This window comes from Pseudoalteromonas sp. NZS127_1 (genome assembly GCF_015864295.1).
GTDB classification, from domain to species: domain Bacteria; phylum Pseudomonadota; class Gammaproteobacteria; order Enterobacterales; family Alteromonadaceae; genus Pseudoalteromonas; species Pseudoalteromonas arctica.
On the sequence record NZ_JADYXO010000005.1, the window covers coordinates 99,773 to 117,739 of the forward strand.

The window sequence follows — 17,967 nt, forward strand, 5'->3', positions numbered from 1 at the left end:
AATATTAATTAACATTCATCAGTAAAAATATTAATTGTAGGAGCCGTTACTACAACAGGCCCTGTAGTTGCAGTTGCTTGTATGTATTCAATTCTGCACTCATCATCAGCAATGTAACTATTAGGGTATATAATAACTGTTCCTGTTGTTGTCGCATCAATATTAAAGTCATCTGTGTCTGGTGCTGTAGATGGAGCAAAGCTAACATCTAAAAATGCTTCAAATGCAGCAAGTGTTGCTGCTGGGTAACCATAAACAGTAGGTACTGGTACACCAGTATCTACAGTAACTGTAGCCGTTGCCTTTTTGTGATCACTAGCAATAATAGACTTACCATTTACAATATTCATACCACTGCGAATCGACCCTTGTAAGCCTTCGAGTGTTGAAGCATTTGCATCACCTTGCAAGTTTAAAAAACGAGGTGCTGCAGTAACAGCTAAAATGCCCAAAATAACAATTACGATGATCAATTCAACAAGTGTAAAACCTGCTTGTTTATTCATTGGTAAACTTTTTAACGATTGCGTTTTCATAAATAAGCCTCTTTTTAATTACTTAGTTTTTAAATATTTTTACTTTGCCTGTTTTAGCAAAGTATGAAAAACCTGTTAAACCTGATATTTCACCCGTATTGGTAGGTATACTTTTAATATCAATGGTATGAGTTAAATAATAGACGCATTGCGTACTTTCTGCATTGTACCTAACTAAAAAACTTACACTTTTTATTATCGATATTTCACTACTTGAGGTACTACTTGGTGCATCTTGTAAAATTACATTTAATACTTGGCGGCATTTATGAGCATTTATAGACTCTGCACGAGTATCTTTTTTTTCTGTTTCGTCACTCGTTGGTGTACCTAACGATCCATCAACACCAACTATTACTCCTCCATAATTAACAAATGTTTTATTTGACTTACTATTTGGCCTCCCTTCTAACTCCCATTGACCTCTAACCATCCCAACAGCCGATGAAAAACTACCCGCAATAGCATCTACGCTTGCATTATGCGCTTGATTTTTAATACCTATATATTGAGGTATAGCAAAGCTCAAAATTACTGCCAGTAAAATAACAACAATAACTAACTCAAATAATGAGAAACCTTTTGAGTAAGCTGTGGTTGTGTTCACCTTAATTCCCTTTAATTGCCGACATCATGTTCCACATCGGCATAAAAATACCCAATGCTAAAATCAGCACCATAATGGCAACAAACACAGTTAAAATAGGTTCTATTTTGGCGGTTAAACTACGTAGGTCGTAATCAACTTCACGCTCATAATAATCAGCTGCTTCTTGAAGTAACTCATCAACCCGGCCTGTTTCTTCACCTACGGCGACCATCTGTAATACAAGCTGAGAAAACAGCTCAGAACTTTTTGAGGCTCTAAGTAAGCTATCGCCTTTTTCTATATCTTGGCGCATAGTTATAATCGCTTTTTCCATATAGCTATTATCTACGGCATGCGCTGTTAGCGATAACCCCGTGGTCATAGGTACGCCAGAGCGCAATACCATAGCTAGACTTTGGCTGTAGCGCGCAAGCAATGTGCGTTTTAAAATATCTCCAATAAATGGAATTTTTAATTTATATTGATCCCACTTGAAGCGCCCGGCATCTGTATTTAAATAACGCTTCCACGCAAATACCGCTCCAATACCCATTACCAACAATAACCACCAGTAATTAACAAAAAAGCTGCTAGTACCAATTAATATTTGAGTCATTAACGGCAATTCGGCATCGAATTTGGCAAACATGCTAGCAAAGGTAGGAATTACAAAAATATTTAAAATAACCATAGCTGCTACAAGAGCCAAAATAACAAAAGTAGGGTAGCGCATAGCTGCTTTTATTCGTTTGCGAGTTTCCTGTTCTTTTTCAAAGTAAATAGCGAGTTGATAAAATGCATCTTCTAATCGGCCAGAACCTTCACCAACCATTACCATTGACACGGTTAAGCGGCTAAATACCTCGTTATGAATTGCCATTGCACTGGATAAGTCGCGGCCTTGCTCAAGTTGCCTGGTAACTTCCATCAATACATTTTTAAATTCTTTATTTTGTGTTGTATCTGCCAATCCAATCATTGCTCGTATAATTGGAATACCCGCTTTTAGTAGCGAATACATTTGTCTAGAAAACATAATCATGTCGTCTAGCGTTATTTTTTCGACAAATAAATTATCAAAAATTTTAATATTATTTTTTGTTTCAACTAAAGAAATTGATATTGGTATAAATTGACGCTTCATTAAACTATCAGCTACGCCAGCTTGGTTACTCGCTTCTAATTGGCCTTTTACCAATACACCTTTGCTGTCTTTCGCTTTATAGCTATATAGTTGCATCAATATCCCCTACTATTTCTGGGATATATTCAGCCACTTTAAATACTTCATCTAAAGAGGTAATACCTTTCTTAGCGTAATTTAATGCCATTGCTGAGAGTGGCGAAAAGTTTGCGCTATTTTTAGCGGCTTTCGCAAAACCTTGTGTGTCGTTAACTCGTAAGGCATCCATCATTGCATCATCCATTTCGAGCAACTCAAAAATACCTACACGTCCTTTATAACCAGTGTGATTACATGCTGTGCAACCTTGCCCTTTAGAAAATTGAGCATCTGTAATCTCTTCGCCTAAATATTTTAACCAACTTATTTCTTGGCGATCTGGCAAGTACGGTACTCTACAGTCATTACATACTCGCCTTACTAATCGCTGAGCAATAATCGCTCGCAGTGAACTTGCGACTAAGTAAGCCGGTGCACCCATGTCGATTAAGCGCATAGCGCTGGTAATTGCATCATTGGTATGTAACGTTGATAGTACTAGGTGGCCTGTTAAAGCGGCCCTTAATCCAATATCTACGGTTTCTTGGTCACGCATTTCGCCAACCATTATAATGTCAGGATCTTGCCTTAGAGCGGTCCGTAAAATACTGGCAAAACTTAGCCCTATTTTATTATTTATTTGTACCTGGTTAATACGGCCAATACGATACTCAACGGGATCCTCTACGGTAATAATTTTACTTTCTTGTTGGTTTAACTCACTTAATGCACCATAAAGTGTGGTTGTTTTACCCGAGCCTGTTGGCCCAGTAACTAAAACCATGCCATGTGGACGTTTTATAATGCTGCGCACACGTTTTAATATGTGTGCCGGCATACCCGTTTCATCTAACGATAATAATCCTGCAGATTGATCAAGCAAACGCATTACAACTGATTCACCATGCTGAACCGGCATGGTAGATAGGCGCACATCAATACTATGGCTGCGCACTTTTATATTAAACCGGCCATCTTGAGGGAGGCGTTTTTCAGATATATCTAATCCTGACATAAGCTTTAAACGTAGCACTAGTGCCGATGCTATTTTTACTTGGTTAAGAGTGTGCTCTTGTAATATTCCATCTACACGTTGACGAATGCGAAGCAAACCTTCATCTGGCTCAATGTGAATATCAGATGCGCGAACTTGCACAGCGTCCTCAAATATTGATTGCAGTAACTTTACAACGGTTGCATCGGATGTCTCATCACCTAAAGAGTTTAAATCAAATTCTTCTACGTCTTGATATTCTTCATGGAGTTGTGCTGCAAAGTTGGTAATTTCATCTGTGCGGCGATATACATTGTCAAACGCAGCCATGATTTGGCTTTCTTGTACAACAGCTAAATCTATTCGTTTAGGAGCAAGCATAGTCGCAAGTTGATCAAGGCCCCTTAAATCAGCAGGATCGCTCATCCCGACCAAAACAGAGTCACCATTGTCTTCGATTACTAGTGCTCTGTAACGACGCGCATATACCTCAGATAAAAGCTTAGATACATCGTGTGATATTTTTCGCTGTGATATATCTAAAAAAGGTACCTGTAATTGCTGCGCTAAAAAGCGTAATAATTGTGGCTCACTAATAAACTCAAGTGTAATAAGTGTCGAACCTAATTTACGGCCCGTTGCAGCTTGAACATTTAATGCTTCACTTAGTTGCGCTTCGGTGATCATGTGTTCGTGGACAAGTAAATCGCCTAAGCGCATTTTTAAACTAGGTCTCATACGGCCTCCTTTAGTGCAACTAAACGCTGTAATGCATGCTGGGTCATAGCGGTATTTAACCCTCCTAAATCTAGAGCTACTTTATAAAGCTGTTTAGCATCGAGGTACTCTCCCAGTGCATCTTTTGAGGTTGCAAGTGCAAGCCACCACTTGGCTTGACTAGGCTGGAGCTGTGTAAGATGTTTAAAGCTTTCAAGTGCTTTATGGTGCTTACTCGCACTTTGCGCAGCAGTACCTTGCAGCACCCAAAAATCTAGATTCGCCTGGGATTCAAATTCATCACTTAAAAGCAGTAATACTCCTTCATACTGTTGTTGCATAATGAGTATTTTGCTTAGCATTACACGCCATTCAAGTACGTTAGGGTTTTGGCGAATACCTGATTGCAAAACCTGTTGCGCAGAATTTATATCTTGTTGTTTAAAGTAAGTTGCAGCCAGTAAGTTTCGGGCCTCAACATGTAAAGGCGATTGCGCTAAAATAATGTTTAAATCACTAATAGCTTCATTGTATAAGCCAAACTGTATTGCCTGTTTAGCTGCTGCTAATTGCTCGACCAATAAAGCCTGTGGTGACTTAGTTTCTGCTGCGCTTTTGATCATAGTATTTTGTGGCTTAGTTTTAGTCACTGAAGTAGTTTTTGGCTTGCTGACAATAACTTTGCTAGCCACTAACATATTATCTTTAGCTAGTGCAGGGCTTTGTTTAACCTCGGCAATTACAACCGGCTCAGCCGTTGGTTGAGAAACCAGTGATGTTGCTTCACTCAACTTGGATTCAGCTAAATCATTCACTTCCGGTTTTATTTGCTCAACTTGCACAGCCTTCTTCACAACTTCTTGCTCAACTAAAGGCTCTACAGTGCTTTTTTCATCTTGAGAATCAGATAAATTAGAGCTCAAAACCGCGACCATTTTTTGCTGTGGTAAAACAGACTCACGTTGAGTTTCTTTTTTGTCGGCGGTCGGTAAATACAGGTATGCTAAAAAAATGACACTTAGCATAATAAGTAAAATTGCGGCTTTAAATACAATGTTTTTTACATCATATATTGGCTTTACGCTTATACCTTCTTGAATATTCACTTGTTTAGCTTCACGTTGCTCAATATTTTTAAGCATATTATTTATAACGCTCATAACCACTGCCTCCATACCCATATGGCAGCAATAGCTAAAACACTAAACATTAACGCGCTGTAGCTCCAATATTGACCGGTTCGATATTTTGCGCAGTCTTCGGTATCTTTTATGGCAAGCTGAATATGGCGATTTGTTATTGTATTTAACCCTTCCCCATAAGCTTGTAATAGTGCTTTGTGGCATAAAATATTAACTAACCTAGGAATTCCACGGCTTGCTCTGGCAATCTTAAGCCCCATACTATTATTAAATAAAGGAGGCCTATTAAATCCTGCAACTTGTAAGCGATGATTAATATAATAAACAACCTCAGCGCCAGTCATCGCCCGTAACTTATACGAAAAACTAATACGTTGGCGTAACTGCCTTACTTTATTGTTTGCCAGTTTTTCATCAAGTTCAGGTTGCCCAAATAACACAACTTGAATCAACTTTTCGCTTTCTGTTTCTAAGTTTGTAAATAATCTAAGCGCCTCTAGTGTCTCCCAACTCAAGCATTGCGCCTCATCTATCAAAAGCACTACGCGCTCATTATCTTCTTGTAAGTCGAGTAAGTGATGATTTATAAGCTGCCCTAGTGCTTGTTGATCCAATGCTTTATCTACATCCATACCCAGCTCAATTGCAATCGCCCATCTAAGCTCTTCAGGGCTTAAATAAGAGTTAGGCAAATAAGCCACAATGTAATCTGGCTCAAGTTGGTTTAATAGCTTTCTACAAAGCAACGTTTTACCTGTCCCAACTTCACCGGTGACTTTAATAAACCCTTCACCCATTTCAATGGCTGTTGTTAGCACTTGCATCGCTTCGTGGTGCGGTTCAAGTGCACAAAAAAATTGTGTGTTAGGGGTTAATGTGAAAGGCATTTCACTTAAATTAAAAAAGCTTAAATACATAGTTAGTTTTCATACCATGTTTTTAAAAGCTGACGGCTTTCACCTTGTTGTTTTTTCCAAGTATCGGGCATAACAACGGTTGGTTTGATTAAAATAATTAGTTCTTTTTTCTCTTGGCGTTTACGAATACTTTTGAATAAGTTGCCAAATATGGGGATATCACCCAGCACGGGTGTTTTTGATTCTTCATCCTGTGTTGACGTTTGCATCAAACCACCAATAACAACTATTTCGCCACTTTGAGCGCGAATAACGGTATCTGACTCTCGAATGTTGCTTTGCGCTAGAGGTAACTCAAAACGTTGATCGTCTAAAGTAATTACCTTTAGCTGCTCTTCTGTTTCAGTTACTGAAGGGTGAACATGCAAGATGACTGAGCCGTACTTGTCAATTTGCGGCGTTACATCAAGCGCAATACCAGAAAAGAACGGTGTTAAATCAATCTCAGGCGAGGTAGTTGTAGCAGTACCAGTTACCGTCGTACTTGATACATTAGTAACAAAGTATTCGTCTTGCCCTACTTTTATAACTGCTTTTTGGTTGTTTGTAGCCGTAACGCGAGGGTTAGATAACATTTGCACATCACCTTGGGTTTCTAGCAAATTAATAACCCCATTAAAGTCACCCTTTTGAATTGTCAGCGATGACGCTCCGCCAATGGCAGCCGAAATACTATTGCTAATTGTAGAACCCGCTGTTGTAGCAAACGAAATACCGCCTTCTAAACCACTGGCTATGCGCTCCCAGTTGACCCCTTGTTGGTACTCATCTTTTAAGGTTACTTCTATTATTTTTGCTTCTAGAATAACTTGGCGTTGTAGGTTTTCTTGGCTTTGACGTAAAAACTCTTTTAGCTGACTAATTTCGCTTGGTAATGCATTTACGGTTACCAAACTAGCTTGTGGGCTTGCAACAACATAGCGCCCATCGCTTGCGCCAATTAAAGACTTAAGGGCAACTTCTAATTCCTTCCAAAAATCGTTTTTATTAATTGTTTGGATTCGAGAACCATTCAAATCTAAGCTTTGATTATCGCCGCCAAATTCACTATTTTGCTGGTTACTATTACCTGAACTTGAACCACTCGAACCACTGCCACTTTGTGCAAATTGACTCACCCCACCAGCAACAACACTCACTGTAGACTGACCATGGCGTTGCATCATTAAATAATTTACAGGTATTGTTTCTGTGCGCATTTTGGCTGGTAGTACTTGTACAATTCGTCCTTCATTAACAATATCTAAAGGATACATACGCTTAATAACATTAATGACTTCATTAAACGTAACGCTTTTAAGATTTAAATTAATTGTGCCATTTACCTCAGGATGCACAGCAACACTAAAAGGGGTATCGTCTGTTAAGCCTGCAAAAAAAGCGCCTATTTCAACATCATTTGCTGCGACATCAAAACGCTTTATAGATAAATCATCACTTATAGTTTGCTCATTATTTATAGATGACAATAAGCTTTGTGTAAGTTCGCTTGGCATTTGTAAAGGCACAATTACTTTAGGCTCTGTAGGTCTTTCAGATAACTCTTGCTCTATATGATTTTTAACCTCTTTACCTGGTTTAAAGCTATGGCACGCAGTTAAAAATGTAGGTAACAATAGAAGAACAAGCCACGGATGAGATAAATTATTTTTTAATTTCATAGTCATATAATTCTAATTTTATTTGTTTATCATCATTTGCTAACACAACCTGTTTTGAGTTAATGCTTAGCACCCGAAAATCATCTACAGCATCACCAACTCGATAAATATGGCCTGAAATAATGGCCTTAAATGCTGTACTGTTTTTAATAATAGATTGCAATTTAAGTTCTGTACTTTGCTTAACTGGACTATTGTTACTCACAAACATATTTGGCTGAGTCGGATCGCGAAGTTGCGCAAGCGCACTCGGCGCAATAATGTAAAAAGCCAAAGTACAAATACTATAACGCGATAAATTTTTCATTAGCGCTCACTGTAGCAATTTGTAAAGTTAATTCAGCCTGAGGGTACTCTAGTACCTGATAACTAAACTCTTGTATTAATAACTTATCTTGATTATTTTTTAATGCGGCTAAATATTTTTGTAAGCTAAAGTAGCTACCTTGCAAAGTAACTACCATCTGATGCTCAAAAAATAATGTTTGCGTATCATGTTCACCTAGTTTTTCTACATCGATAGCCCGTGCTGGTTTTACATTAAAGCTACTCACTTTTACGTCGCTACTATCTACGAGCAAATCTTTTAAAACGGCAGGTACATTTTTAGCAGCTACAAAGCCTTGGCTAAAACTATTAAGTTGATTATTTATTTCGGCTAATTCATCTCTGGTTTGTGCAATTTGACCGCGTAAAACCTTAGTGTAGTCGTAGTTTAGTGCTTGGTTTAACATGGAGAGTTGCGCATTTATCTGCTGTAACTCTTGCAGCGTTGTATTGTGCTTTGAACGTATGTTGGCAACTTCATCTTGCTGTGGAAAAATAACGAACCAGAGACCGAGGTAAATCACTATAAACAAACCAACAAATAAGGTGGAATACTTCTCACGTTTTTGCAGCGATGCAAACTGAGCTTGGTATTTGACCCATAATGGCCAACCTTTATTTTTATTATTCTGGCTACTTGTTGTTTGGCTCATGGCTTATCGCCCTCATCACTAAGGTCTGTCGCTACATTAAATTCACTCACACCTGCTTGCGTAGATAACTCTAAAACTGAAAACTCTTTATCAATAAAAAATGGCGACTGTTTTAAATTATCAAACCAAATTGGTAAGAATTTTGATTGCGATGTTTGACCTTGAAGCGTCACACTTTGCCCTACAAACTTAATGTGGGTCAGCCAAATATTAGGTTCATGATACTTAGCTAAATCGTGCATTACCTGTGCGTAATCGGTTGCAGACTGATCTGAACTTTGCTCTAAATAGCTAAATATTTGCTGCTTGTGCAAAACCTCTTGCTGAAGTGTTTTTAGCTCATTAATAAAGAGTGTTTTATTTTGTTTCTCTGCTAACTGCTGTTTTACAACTTCTAACTGAGCTTTTCCTTGTTTTAGGTACTGCCTATTTTGTTCTAAATCAAGCTCACTAGAATATGTTTTATAACTGTAAAAAGCCCACGTGATTGCAATAATTAATAGCGCACCTAACCATAACGTAATCATTCCAGACAAAGGGACTGGGTCTCGCCGTACGCGTAAGGTTTTTTGATAAAAGTTAATCCGGGTTTTCATAGCACAGACTCAGGATCTGTTAATTGATAGGCTGCCCCAAGCGCATAATAAAAATTTGGCTCTAATTGCTGCGCTAATTCTAAGTTAGGCTCAAAATCTACAACTTTTACTTGTAAAAACTCTGCAAGCCCGGCTCTAAGAGTTAATGAGGATAAATCATCGCACTGTAACTGAATGCTGCGAATTGGTGGTTGCTTGAGCTGGCTTTCAAAAAAGTCCATAGAACGCTGAATTTCTAATCCTAACGCTTCTACCAATTCTTGATTTTGATCCTTATCTGAAATACCCAAAAAACCATTTAATCGCCTAGCTAATACTAATTGCCCATCACGAATAATTAAGATTCGAGGTTCATGATTAGCATGTTGCACAATCAGCATATGCGCCTCTTTGTATGAGCCAAACAAGGTAACTAAAACCATTTCTTCAGAGGTCATTGCACGCAAAACAGGTTTAGTTTGTTCAAAACTGTCTATAAACGGAAGTAGTTGCAGCTTATTCGTAATAAACACATTCATTTTACTGCTTTGCATCGGTAACGTTATTGGATAATCGATAAAATCAGCCACAATATTTTCAGAAGCTATATCAACTAAATCTTTTGTAGTCCAAGGGAGTGACTGAATAATTTCTTCATCACTAAGGTTTGGTTTATCCATTTGCACTATTTGATAAAAGTAGTGCGGTATGACTAAATTAACTGCACAAATATCAGTAGAAACCTCATTTGTACAAGCAACAATTGCAGCGGTATAATCGGTTTGCTCAGACACATTTACACTGTGAGAACTGTGAACCATCCATTGGTCGCGTTGTTTTTTTAAACATACTGCGTTAACAGTATCTGCGTAAGTTGCAACACCAATAGCTGTATTTGGATCTAAACTACGATTTAACCATGAAAACAGCTTTTCTTTCATATAGCTACTATTGTTAATTGTGTATGAAATAAGTGTCGTACATTTTAACTACTTTGCCAAATTGAAAACCAACAAAATGCATGAAATATTCAAAATAGATGAAAATAACTATATTCAACAAATAGATAGCTCGTTTCTAAAAAAGAGAAATCTTTATTTAGGTATAAAACGTGATGATTTGCTCCATCCGCTAATAAGTGGCAATAAATGGCGTAAATTGAAATATAATTTAGCGTACATGCAAAAGATAAATAAAACAGAACTTCTGACTTTTGGTGGTGCGTTTTCAAACCATATTCACGCCTGTGCAGCTGCCGGAAAAGAATTTAATATAAAAACTCGCGCGATTATTCGCGGACCTGAACTGGATAACAACAATCCAACAATCCAATTTGCAAAACATTGTGGTATGAACCTACATGTAGTTAATCGTATAGAGTATCGAAAACGCCACGACACCGATTACCTTAATGCTCTGCAAGAGCACTTTCCAAATGCTCATATTATTCCTGAAGGTGGTACAAACGAGCACGCCTTATTAGGGTGTAAAGAGTTAGTACAAAGCTTACCTGAGCATAACTACTTAGTGTGCCCTACCGGTAGTGGTGGCACGCTTGCTGGATTAATAGAAGGCAGTGCTTCAACAACACAAGTGATTGGTGTAGCAGTATTAAAACAAGCTAATTATTTAAAAGAAGAAATAAAAAAGCTGAGCGCTAAAGCTAATAATCAAAACAACTGGCAGTTACTCACAGAGTTTCATGGTGGCGGCTATGGTAAGTTTTCACCTGAGTTATGGCAGTTTTGCCAAGATATGAGCCGCACACATAATCTACCACTTGAGCCTATTTATAGCGGGAAAATGATGTATGCATTATGGCAGCTTATTGAGCAAGATTATTTCCCATCTGGGAGTAAAATTATTGCGGTTCATACTGGCGGGCTTCAGGGGCTAAATGGACTTAAATATAGAGGATTAATTTAATTAAATACCGCTTGCGTAAACTCTTGAAGTGGCTCTGAAAAGTAAAACCCTTGAGCTCCCACCACTCCCAATTTGGCAAGCGTAAACAACTCTTTTTGAGTCTCTACGCCAACTGCATACACAGGTAAATTTAAAAGGTTTGCGGCTTCAACTATCTTTTTTATTCGCCTTTGATTTTGAGTTTTTTCATTTAATAAATGAATTAGTTCGTATGATAATTTAAGTCCGCATACTTGATTATAATTAGCTAATACAGCTACTTTCTCACTACTTTTTACATTATCAATCACAACTTGTGAACGGCTTTTTTTAATTACATTAAGTGCATTAGTTATCGATTCTCTATGAGTAAAAAATTCTGCCTCACTTATTTCAAATTGTAATTTAGTATTTAACTTAAGCTCTGCCATTTGATTGGCTAACCACTCCCAAAATACAGTATTAAACCAATTTTTAGGGTGTAGATTTACACTAACTGTTAAGGCCGAAGGTTCACTCAGCATTAGCTTTTTAACTTGTGTTATTACTGCTTTATCTAATATTAAAGCGTCTTGATTACTATAAACCTGATTAATAAAATAACGAGCAGCTAGTAAACCAAGTTGGCTATGCCTAACCCTGATAAGAGCTTCATGTTCTAAAATTTCCCCGCTAGAGAGCTCAAATAAAGGCTGGAAGAATAATATAAATTTATTCTTTTTAATATTTTCGATAACTTGCTTACTAGAAAGTGGTTTTTCTTGACAGTAATTTAACGCTAAGCGGTGAAAGTGCTGTACTGAGCTGTTTTGCGATAGCATAAGTGCTGATTTTGCTAACTGATAAACCGCAATTTTATCTGCGCCTAATCGATAGTCGCACGCACCTATTTTAATGTTTTTATGAGTCATACTTTTTTGATAATTTTGGCATAGTAAAAACACGCTCTGATGGAGCTTTTCAACGTAGCTGTCTAACTCGGGAGTAGGAATATGTGGCAAGGTGACGGCCAAGTAACTGGAATTTAGTATTTTTACCGACACATCTTTAAATTCAGTCAATTTTCTAGTGATTAACACTTTAAAAATAGCTTCTTGATCAGTTTTCTTATCAAAGTCACATTCAATGAGTAAAAATAAGCTATGTGATGCTCTATTAACCCCATACAAAGAACTTAATTCACATTTTTTTACTTGTTTAATTAATCGTATTTTATTTTGTTTTTGTTTAATAATTTTAGTAGGTTGTATCATTGTATTTTTGGGCGTAATTCTACGGCTTACATTCAATAAGCCCCACCAACGATAAGACCAGCCAGCGGCGCCTAATATGATCAAGTTTAGCAATATAAATAAGTAACTTTGTGTTACCCAAGCAGGATAGTGATAGAGGCTCAAGCTTAATGTTTTGTAAGAAAAAACTTCGCGCTCTATATTCACTAAATGCCTAACATGCTCTGCAGGCTTTGGCACCTCCAACACAAAACCTTCACTTTTAGCTAATGCAGCCAACACTTCATTGTTTATAGAAGGGGATAAATTCAGCTCGTAAACGTGTTTAACGAACTGCTGCCCAGAAGCATGAACTTTTTGATGTAATGCATCATTTAAAACGAAATTAAAACTAATAAGCATCATTAAAAATAAGACAAAAGAGATACCTTTGAAGTACTTGAAAAGCCAGATTTTACTCTTTTGCATAGCCTGCCACCCGTTAAATTATTAACTAAAGTGTTGTTCAATATCTATAGAAGTACAAGGCTATAAACTAAGTTTAAACGTTTATTAATAGCACTAAACAAAAAAGCCCAAAATAAACGAGAACTTACAAAAACAAACAACTATGCCCTTTCTTTTATAAATAGATTAAATTTAACTCCTCAGGCTTAAGTTAATATTAGATGTTTCGCAATTGAAACCATCCAGCATAGCAATCATGCTCTAGCCCTAGTTAAACCAATGACGTGTTTTGTTAGCAAAATACACTAAGCTTAGCATTACAGGGACTTCAACTAACACACCTACTACGGTTGCAAGTGCAGCACCAGAGTGTAAACCAAACAATGAAATAGCCACTGCAACTGCTAACTCAAAAAAATTAGATGTTGCGATCATGCACGCTGGCGCAGCTATATTGTGCTCTAGCTTCATTTTTTTTGCGGCAAAATAAGCAATAGCAAAAATACCATAGGTTTGAATCAGTAGCGGAATAGCTATAAGTACAATCGCTTCGGGGTTGGCTAAGATAGTTTGTGACTGAAAACCAAATAATAAAGCGACTGTCGCTAATAAACCCACAATAGAATAGGGCTTCATAATGCTCAAAAACTGATTGAGTCGAGAATGATCCCCGGCTTTATCTAGCTTTTTACGCGTAACCGCCCCTAAAATTAACGGTATAAGTACATATAACACCACAGATAAAAATAACGTATCCCATGGTACTGTTATATCGGTTACACCCAGCAATAAACCTGCTATGGGTGCAAATGCAAATATCATAATAATATCGTTAATAGATACCTGCACTAGCGTATAGTTAGCGTCGCCTTTAGTCAGTTGGCTCCAAATAAAAACCATAGCCGTACATGGCGCAACACCCAGTAAAATCATGCCTGCAATATATTCAGTTGCAGTTTTTGGGTCGACCCAGTCTGCAAATATACCCTTAAAAAATAGCCAACCTAAAAACGCCATTGTAAATGGTTTAATAAGCCAATTAAGTACAACGGTTAGTAATAGTCCTTTTGGTTTTTTACCTACGTCTTTAATAGATGAAAAATCAATTTGAACCATCATTGGGTAAATCATTAGCCAAATAAGTACCGCTATTACTATATTTACATGCGCATATTCAAAGCCTGCTATGAGTATAAATAGCTCTGGTATTATTGAGCCTGTAAAAATACCAACAGCGATTGCTAAGGCTACCCAAACAGAAAGATACCGCTCAAATAATCCCATTTATCTCCCCTAAATAGAGCGTTGATTAACGCGTTGGCTAAGATCTTCTGCAGATTCCACTCGTTCAGAATAGCGATCTACAAAGTAATCTTTTTGATCTCGCAATAATAAAGTGAATTTAATCAGCTCTTCCATAACATCAACAATCCGATTGTAGAGCGCAGAGGGTTTCATCCGTCCATTTTCTTCAAACTCTAAGTGCGCTTGTGCCACTGACGACTGATTAGGTATTGTTACCATGCGCATCCAACGCCCTAATACTCGTAGTTGGTTCACCACATTGAATGATTGCGAACCGCCACTAACTTGCAACACAGCTAATGTTTTACCTTGCGTTGGCCTTACACCTCCTAGGTTAAGAGGGATCCAATCAATTTGATTTTTGAATATACTCGTCATTGAGCCATGACGTTCTGGTGAGCACCATACCTGCCCTTCTGACCAAAGCATTAAATCTCGCAACTCTTGTACTTTAGGGTGTGATTCATCTTCACTATCGGTTTGAGGTAAACCTTCAGGGTTAAAAATTTTAACCTCAGCACCAAAATGCGTTAATAAACGAGCGCTCTCCTCTATAACTAACTTGCTATAAGAACGCGCTCTTAATGAGCCATATAACAATAAAATTTTAGGTTTATGCTCAGAAAAACTAACGTTAAAATTTGATGTGAGTGGAACAACACTGTGTGCTTTATTTGTATTTAGTAACCCATTAACTTCTGACATTGATAACTCAACCTTTGGTAAAAATAAGTATATGGAAAATCGTATATATGAAATTTCACACATAAAGACCTATGAGTCAAACTCTATTTTATAAAATTTACTTTTAAGTTATTTAAAATTAGCTCAAGACAATGGGAGGTATTATGGTAGATATTTGATATAGTTAATTTTAATGGCTCAACTATTTACTCAAGCAGAGGATTATAGTTTCACATAATTTTTGCGCTTTAATTGGTTTTGCAACATGGGCATTCATGCCAATGGATAAGTATCGTGTAATATCATCTTTCATAACGTTAGCTGTTAAGGCGATTATTGGGATGTTTGCGATAGTTTCGTCATTATCACTACGAATAATTTGACTCGCCTCAACACCATCCATTATAGGCATATGAATATCCATCAAAATAATATCAAACGCTTCCGATTTTACTATTTGAATACATTCCAATCCATTGTCGACCAAATGAATTTGGGCACCAGCATTTTCAAGTATATTTGTAACGATTATTCTGTTGATCGAGTTATCTTCCACAACTAATATTTTGATACCCGCCAGTGACTTTTCACTGACGATATTGGCTACAGGTGCTTTATTTATAGAGCCCACCACTTTACGTTCAATCGCCTCATACAAAACACTCGTATATACAGGTTTATGCAAAATAGTTTGTATACTGACTTTCTTGCCTGCATCATTAATTAAACTTTCATCACTCATTGTAAGTACGATAATCTTGCTATAAAGCTGGGGGCTAATACTATGAATACGTATTAAAAAGGTTTCGCAACTCATCGCTGGCATTGCCCAGTCAACAATAATGGCTTTAAATTTTTCTTTATTCTGCTCAATAATATCAATAGCTTGTTTAGCAGATTGACAGGCCGTACATACCAGCCCCATAGCCGTTAGCTGATTTTCAATTACCTTAAGATCATCTTCATTATCATCTACAATTAATACCTCAAACGGATCAGTAAAAGTTAGGTCGGGAGTGTTATCAATCAACGCTTGGTTATTCAATTTCACCTTAATCGAAGCTATAAATTCACTACCTACACCTTGAGTACTTTTTACCGTTATATCCCCACCCATCGATTGGCATAAACGCTTACTTATAGTTAAACCTAAACCTGTGCCGCCAAACTTCCTGGTTGTAGAGCTGTCAGCTTGAGTAAAAGATTCAAATAAATCGGTAAGGCTTTGCTCAGCAATCCCAATACCGGAATCCTTAACAATGAAATACAAACAAACGCTCTTAGGATCAGCTAACGATCTTTTTGATTCTATTAATACAGATACAAAGCCGTGTGTAGTAAATTTAATTGCGTTAGAGCATAAATTTAGCAGTACTTGGTTTATTCGAACTACATCACCTATTAAATCAAGTTTAACCTCTTTACCAATGACAATATCAAATGTAATCCCTTTGCTTTGAGCTAGCTCATCAAAAGTTGCTTTTATGTAGTCAACAACCGAATTTACAGAAAAAGGAAATTCCTCAAGGTTAATATTTCCAGACTCAATTTTTGAAAAGTCTAAAATATCGTTAATTACAATGAGCAGCTGGTCAGAAGAATATTTTATTTTATCTAAATACTGTTTTTGTTCTGGTGGTAAATTGCTGTCTAATAAAATATTAGTAAGTCCAATAACACCATTCATTGGAGTTCTAATTTCATGGCTCATATTAGCTAAAAAGTCTGATTTTATTGACGCTGAATGTTCAGCTTCATTTTTTGCAATTAACAACTCTTCCGTTCGCTGCTCAACTCTATATTCTAATTTAAGTTTTTCGCTATCAAGTTCCTTTAATAATTGAACCCGCTTACTATTTAAAAGTAGTACAAAAGCTAAAAAACCACTCAATATTGTGATTACTGCAATTGCGCTATAAATAAGCATTTTATTTTGTTCGAAATATGAAGGTTGATTATTAATAATAATGGAATGTTCAGGAAGGTTTTGGGGGGCTATCTCAAACTTTTTTAATTGTTTAAAATCATAATAGTAAGTACTTAACTGATCGCTATCTACCGGTTCTAAATATTTATTATTATCAAAAAAAACTATTGATTCGGCAACTCGAGCGCCTATTTTTTCACCAGATAGCAAATATCCTCCAACAATCCCCGAACCTAACAGTGAATGCCAATAACTAAAAATAGGAACAGAGCTGTTACTTGTTAGTCGCTCCACAAATTGAAATGGGCTAAGTACCGTATCGTTATAACGTCTAAAAATCGGCGTAAATAGTATTATTGAATCAGCAGGCGCATTATTTACTTTATTTATTAACTCATCGGCAGGTAAATCAAACCATTTTTCTAGCGTTAAATGCGAAAAGTCTCTATTAATAATCGGCATAAGATGTTGGTAAAAATTAGACCCTATACCACTTTTTCTATCCAGGATAACAATTAACTTTTTAGGGTTTGTTAAGTTAACAGCGTTTATCACCCCTTGCTTATAATTTAGTTTGGGTCGAATAATAATTCCATTTTCATTTTTTGGTACTTTAAACTTACCACCCGGTGTTAGGTATATTATTGGAATCCCTGTAAATAAGGTGTCAAATTCAGATAATAATGAGGCAGCAGGAACGCCTCGACTAATAATTATATCTATTCTTTTATCGTAATATTTCTGTTGTAAATAAGCCTTCATCAATCGCTTTTGTCGCATTTCATTGAATCGACCAACGTCCATATTTTCAATAAAAAGATCAAAACCGGCATTGCGCTCTAATAATTCAGAACGTAATCCCCTCTCGACACTTTGCTGCCATGGAGAATCTTGGTTTAGAGAGTTTATAAGTAAAACTTGGGTTGTATTTTTTGAAGAGATTTTTTTTTGAATTATTTTTTTTGAAGCAATTGTATCTGAAATATTTGTTTGCGATATAAGCGCTTGTACATTAAGGCTCAGTAGCTGAAAAAAAAGAAATACAGTCGCTAAATAGGTTTTCATATTTCTCATAGATTCGTTCAAAAAAAGTCTGTAGAGGATAGATTGCAATCATTTATATATCAACTAATA

General features: G+C 36.8%; 16 protein-coding genes. 1 reads left to right on the forward strand and 15 read right to left on the reverse strand.

Going from position 1 to position 17,967, the window contains the following annotated elements; all coding sequences use genetic code 11:
- Positions 1 to 8 precede the first annotated feature (8 nt).
- The 11 genes from I6F50_RS06825 to I6F50_RS06875 are packed head-to-tail and all read right to left on the reverse strand — an operon-like array spanning position 9 to position 10,274.
- Positions 9 to 536 carry a prepilin-type N-terminal cleavage/methylation domain-containing protein gene (locus tag I6F50_RS06825; RefSeq protein ID WP_010553772.1) on the reverse strand — a complete coding sequence of 176 codons (528 nt, stop codon included), beginning with the start codon at positions 534 to 536 and terminating at the stop codon, positions 9 to 11.
- A 22-nt stretch (positions 537 to 558) separates the two neighbouring features.
- Positions 559 to 1,143 carry a Tfp pilus assembly protein FimT/FimU gene (locus I6F50_RS06830; protein WP_165728125.1) on the reverse strand — a complete coding sequence of 195 codons (585 nt, stop codon included), beginning with the start codon at positions 1,141 to 1,143 and terminating at the stop codon, positions 559 to 561.
- Between the two features lies 1 nt (position 1,144).
- Entirely contained in the window at positions 1,145 to 2,365 is a 1,221-nt protein-coding gene (locus tag I6F50_RS06835) for a type II secretion system F family protein (protein WP_010553774.1), read from the reverse strand.
- Positions 2,352 to 4,079 carry a GspE/PulE family protein gene (locus tag I6F50_RS06840; protein WP_024589866.1) on the reverse strand — a complete coding sequence of 576 codons (1,728 nt, stop codon included), beginning with the start codon at positions 4,077 to 4,079 and terminating at the stop codon, positions 2,352 to 2,354. Before I6F50_RS06840 ends, I6F50_RS06835 begins: the two co-directional genes overlap by 14 nt.
- Positions 4,076 to 5,218 carry a tetratricopeptide repeat protein gene (locus tag I6F50_RS06845; protein WP_024594460.1) on the reverse strand — a complete coding sequence of 381 codons (1,143 nt, stop codon included), beginning with the start codon at positions 5,216 to 5,218 and terminating at the stop codon, positions 4,076 to 4,078. Before I6F50_RS06845 ends, I6F50_RS06840 begins: the two co-directional genes overlap by 4 nt.
- Positions 5,215 to 6,117 (reverse strand): ExeA family protein, encoded by a 903-nt coding sequence (locus I6F50_RS06850; RefSeq protein ID WP_007586321.1) that lies wholly within the window; start codon positions 6,115 to 6,117, stop codon positions 5,215 to 5,217. Before I6F50_RS06850 ends, I6F50_RS06845 begins: the two co-directional genes overlap by 4 nt.
- 2 nt (positions 6,118 to 6,119) lie before the next feature.
- Positions 6,120 to 7,784 (reverse strand): pilus (MSHA type) biogenesis protein MshL, encoded by a 1,665-nt coding sequence (gene mshL / locus I6F50_RS06855; RefSeq protein WP_101217852.1) that lies wholly within the window; start codon positions 7,782 to 7,784, stop codon positions 6,120 to 6,122.
- Positions 7,762 to 8,085: a hypothetical protein gene (locus tag I6F50_RS06860; protein ID WP_007586318.1), complete on the reverse strand. Its 324-nt coding sequence runs from the start codon at positions 8,083 to 8,085 to the stop codon at positions 7,762 to 7,764. Before I6F50_RS06860 ends, mshL begins: the two co-directional genes overlap by 23 nt.
- Positions 8,063 to 8,758, reverse strand: coding sequence for a hypothetical protein (locus tag I6F50_RS06865; RefSeq protein ID WP_010553778.1), 696 nt, complete (start codon positions 8,756 to 8,758; stop codon positions 8,063 to 8,065). Before I6F50_RS06865 ends, I6F50_RS06860 begins: the two co-directional genes overlap by 23 nt.
- A complete protein-coding gene (locus tag I6F50_RS06870) occupies positions 8,755 to 9,354 on the reverse strand; it encodes a PilN domain-containing protein (RefSeq protein ID WP_225305713.1) in 600 nt (199 codons plus the stop codon). The genes I6F50_RS06865 and I6F50_RS06870 overlap by 4 nt, the downstream gene beginning before the upstream one ends.
- Positions 9,351 to 10,274 carry a hypothetical protein gene (locus I6F50_RS06875; RefSeq protein ID WP_007586312.1) on the reverse strand — a complete coding sequence of 308 codons (924 nt, stop codon included), beginning with the start codon at positions 10,272 to 10,274 and terminating at the stop codon, positions 9,351 to 9,353. The genes I6F50_RS06870 and I6F50_RS06875 overlap by 4 nt, the downstream gene beginning before the upstream one ends.
- 76 nt (positions 10,275 to 10,350) lie before the next feature.
- On the opposite strand from I6F50_RS06875, the gene I6F50_RS06880 reads away from it, so the two are divergent.
- The gene (locus tag I6F50_RS06880; protein ID WP_165728122.1) at positions 10,351 to 11,259 is read left to right on the forward strand and encodes a 1-aminocyclopropane-1-carboxylate deaminase/D-cysteine desulfhydrase; all 909 of its coding nucleotides are present in this window, start codon (positions 10,351 to 10,353) and stop codon (positions 11,257 to 11,259) included.
- Here the strand turns inward: I6F50_RS06880 and I6F50_RS06885 are convergent.
- From I6F50_RS06885 to I6F50_RS20295, 4 genes are all read right to left on the reverse strand, one after another.
- Positions 11,256 to 12,938, reverse strand: a complete 1,683-nt coding sequence (locus tag I6F50_RS06885) for an EAL domain-containing protein (RefSeq protein WP_231611838.1) — start codon at positions 12,936 to 12,938, stop codon at positions 11,256 to 11,258. The genes I6F50_RS06880 and I6F50_RS06885 overlap by 4 nt on opposite strands.
- 246 nt (positions 12,939 to 13,184) lie before the next feature.
- The gene (gene arsB, locus I6F50_RS06890; protein WP_165728121.1) at positions 13,185 to 14,201 is read right to left on the reverse strand and encodes an ACR3 family arsenite efflux transporter; all 1,017 of its coding nucleotides are present in this window, start codon (positions 14,199 to 14,201) and stop codon (positions 13,185 to 13,187) included.
- Between the two features lie 9 nt (positions 14,202 to 14,210).
- Complete coding sequence (gene arsH / locus I6F50_RS06895; protein WP_197175791.1) at positions 14,211 to 14,927, reverse strand: arsenical resistance protein ArsH; 717 nt, start codon at positions 14,925 to 14,927, stop codon at positions 14,211 to 14,213.
- A 181-nt stretch (positions 14,928 to 15,108) separates the two neighbouring features.
- Entirely contained in the window at positions 15,109 to 17,898 is a 2,790-nt protein-coding gene (locus tag I6F50_RS20295) for a response regulator (RefSeq protein WP_231611839.1), read from the reverse strand.
- Positions 17,899 to 17,967 lie beyond the last annotated feature (69 nt).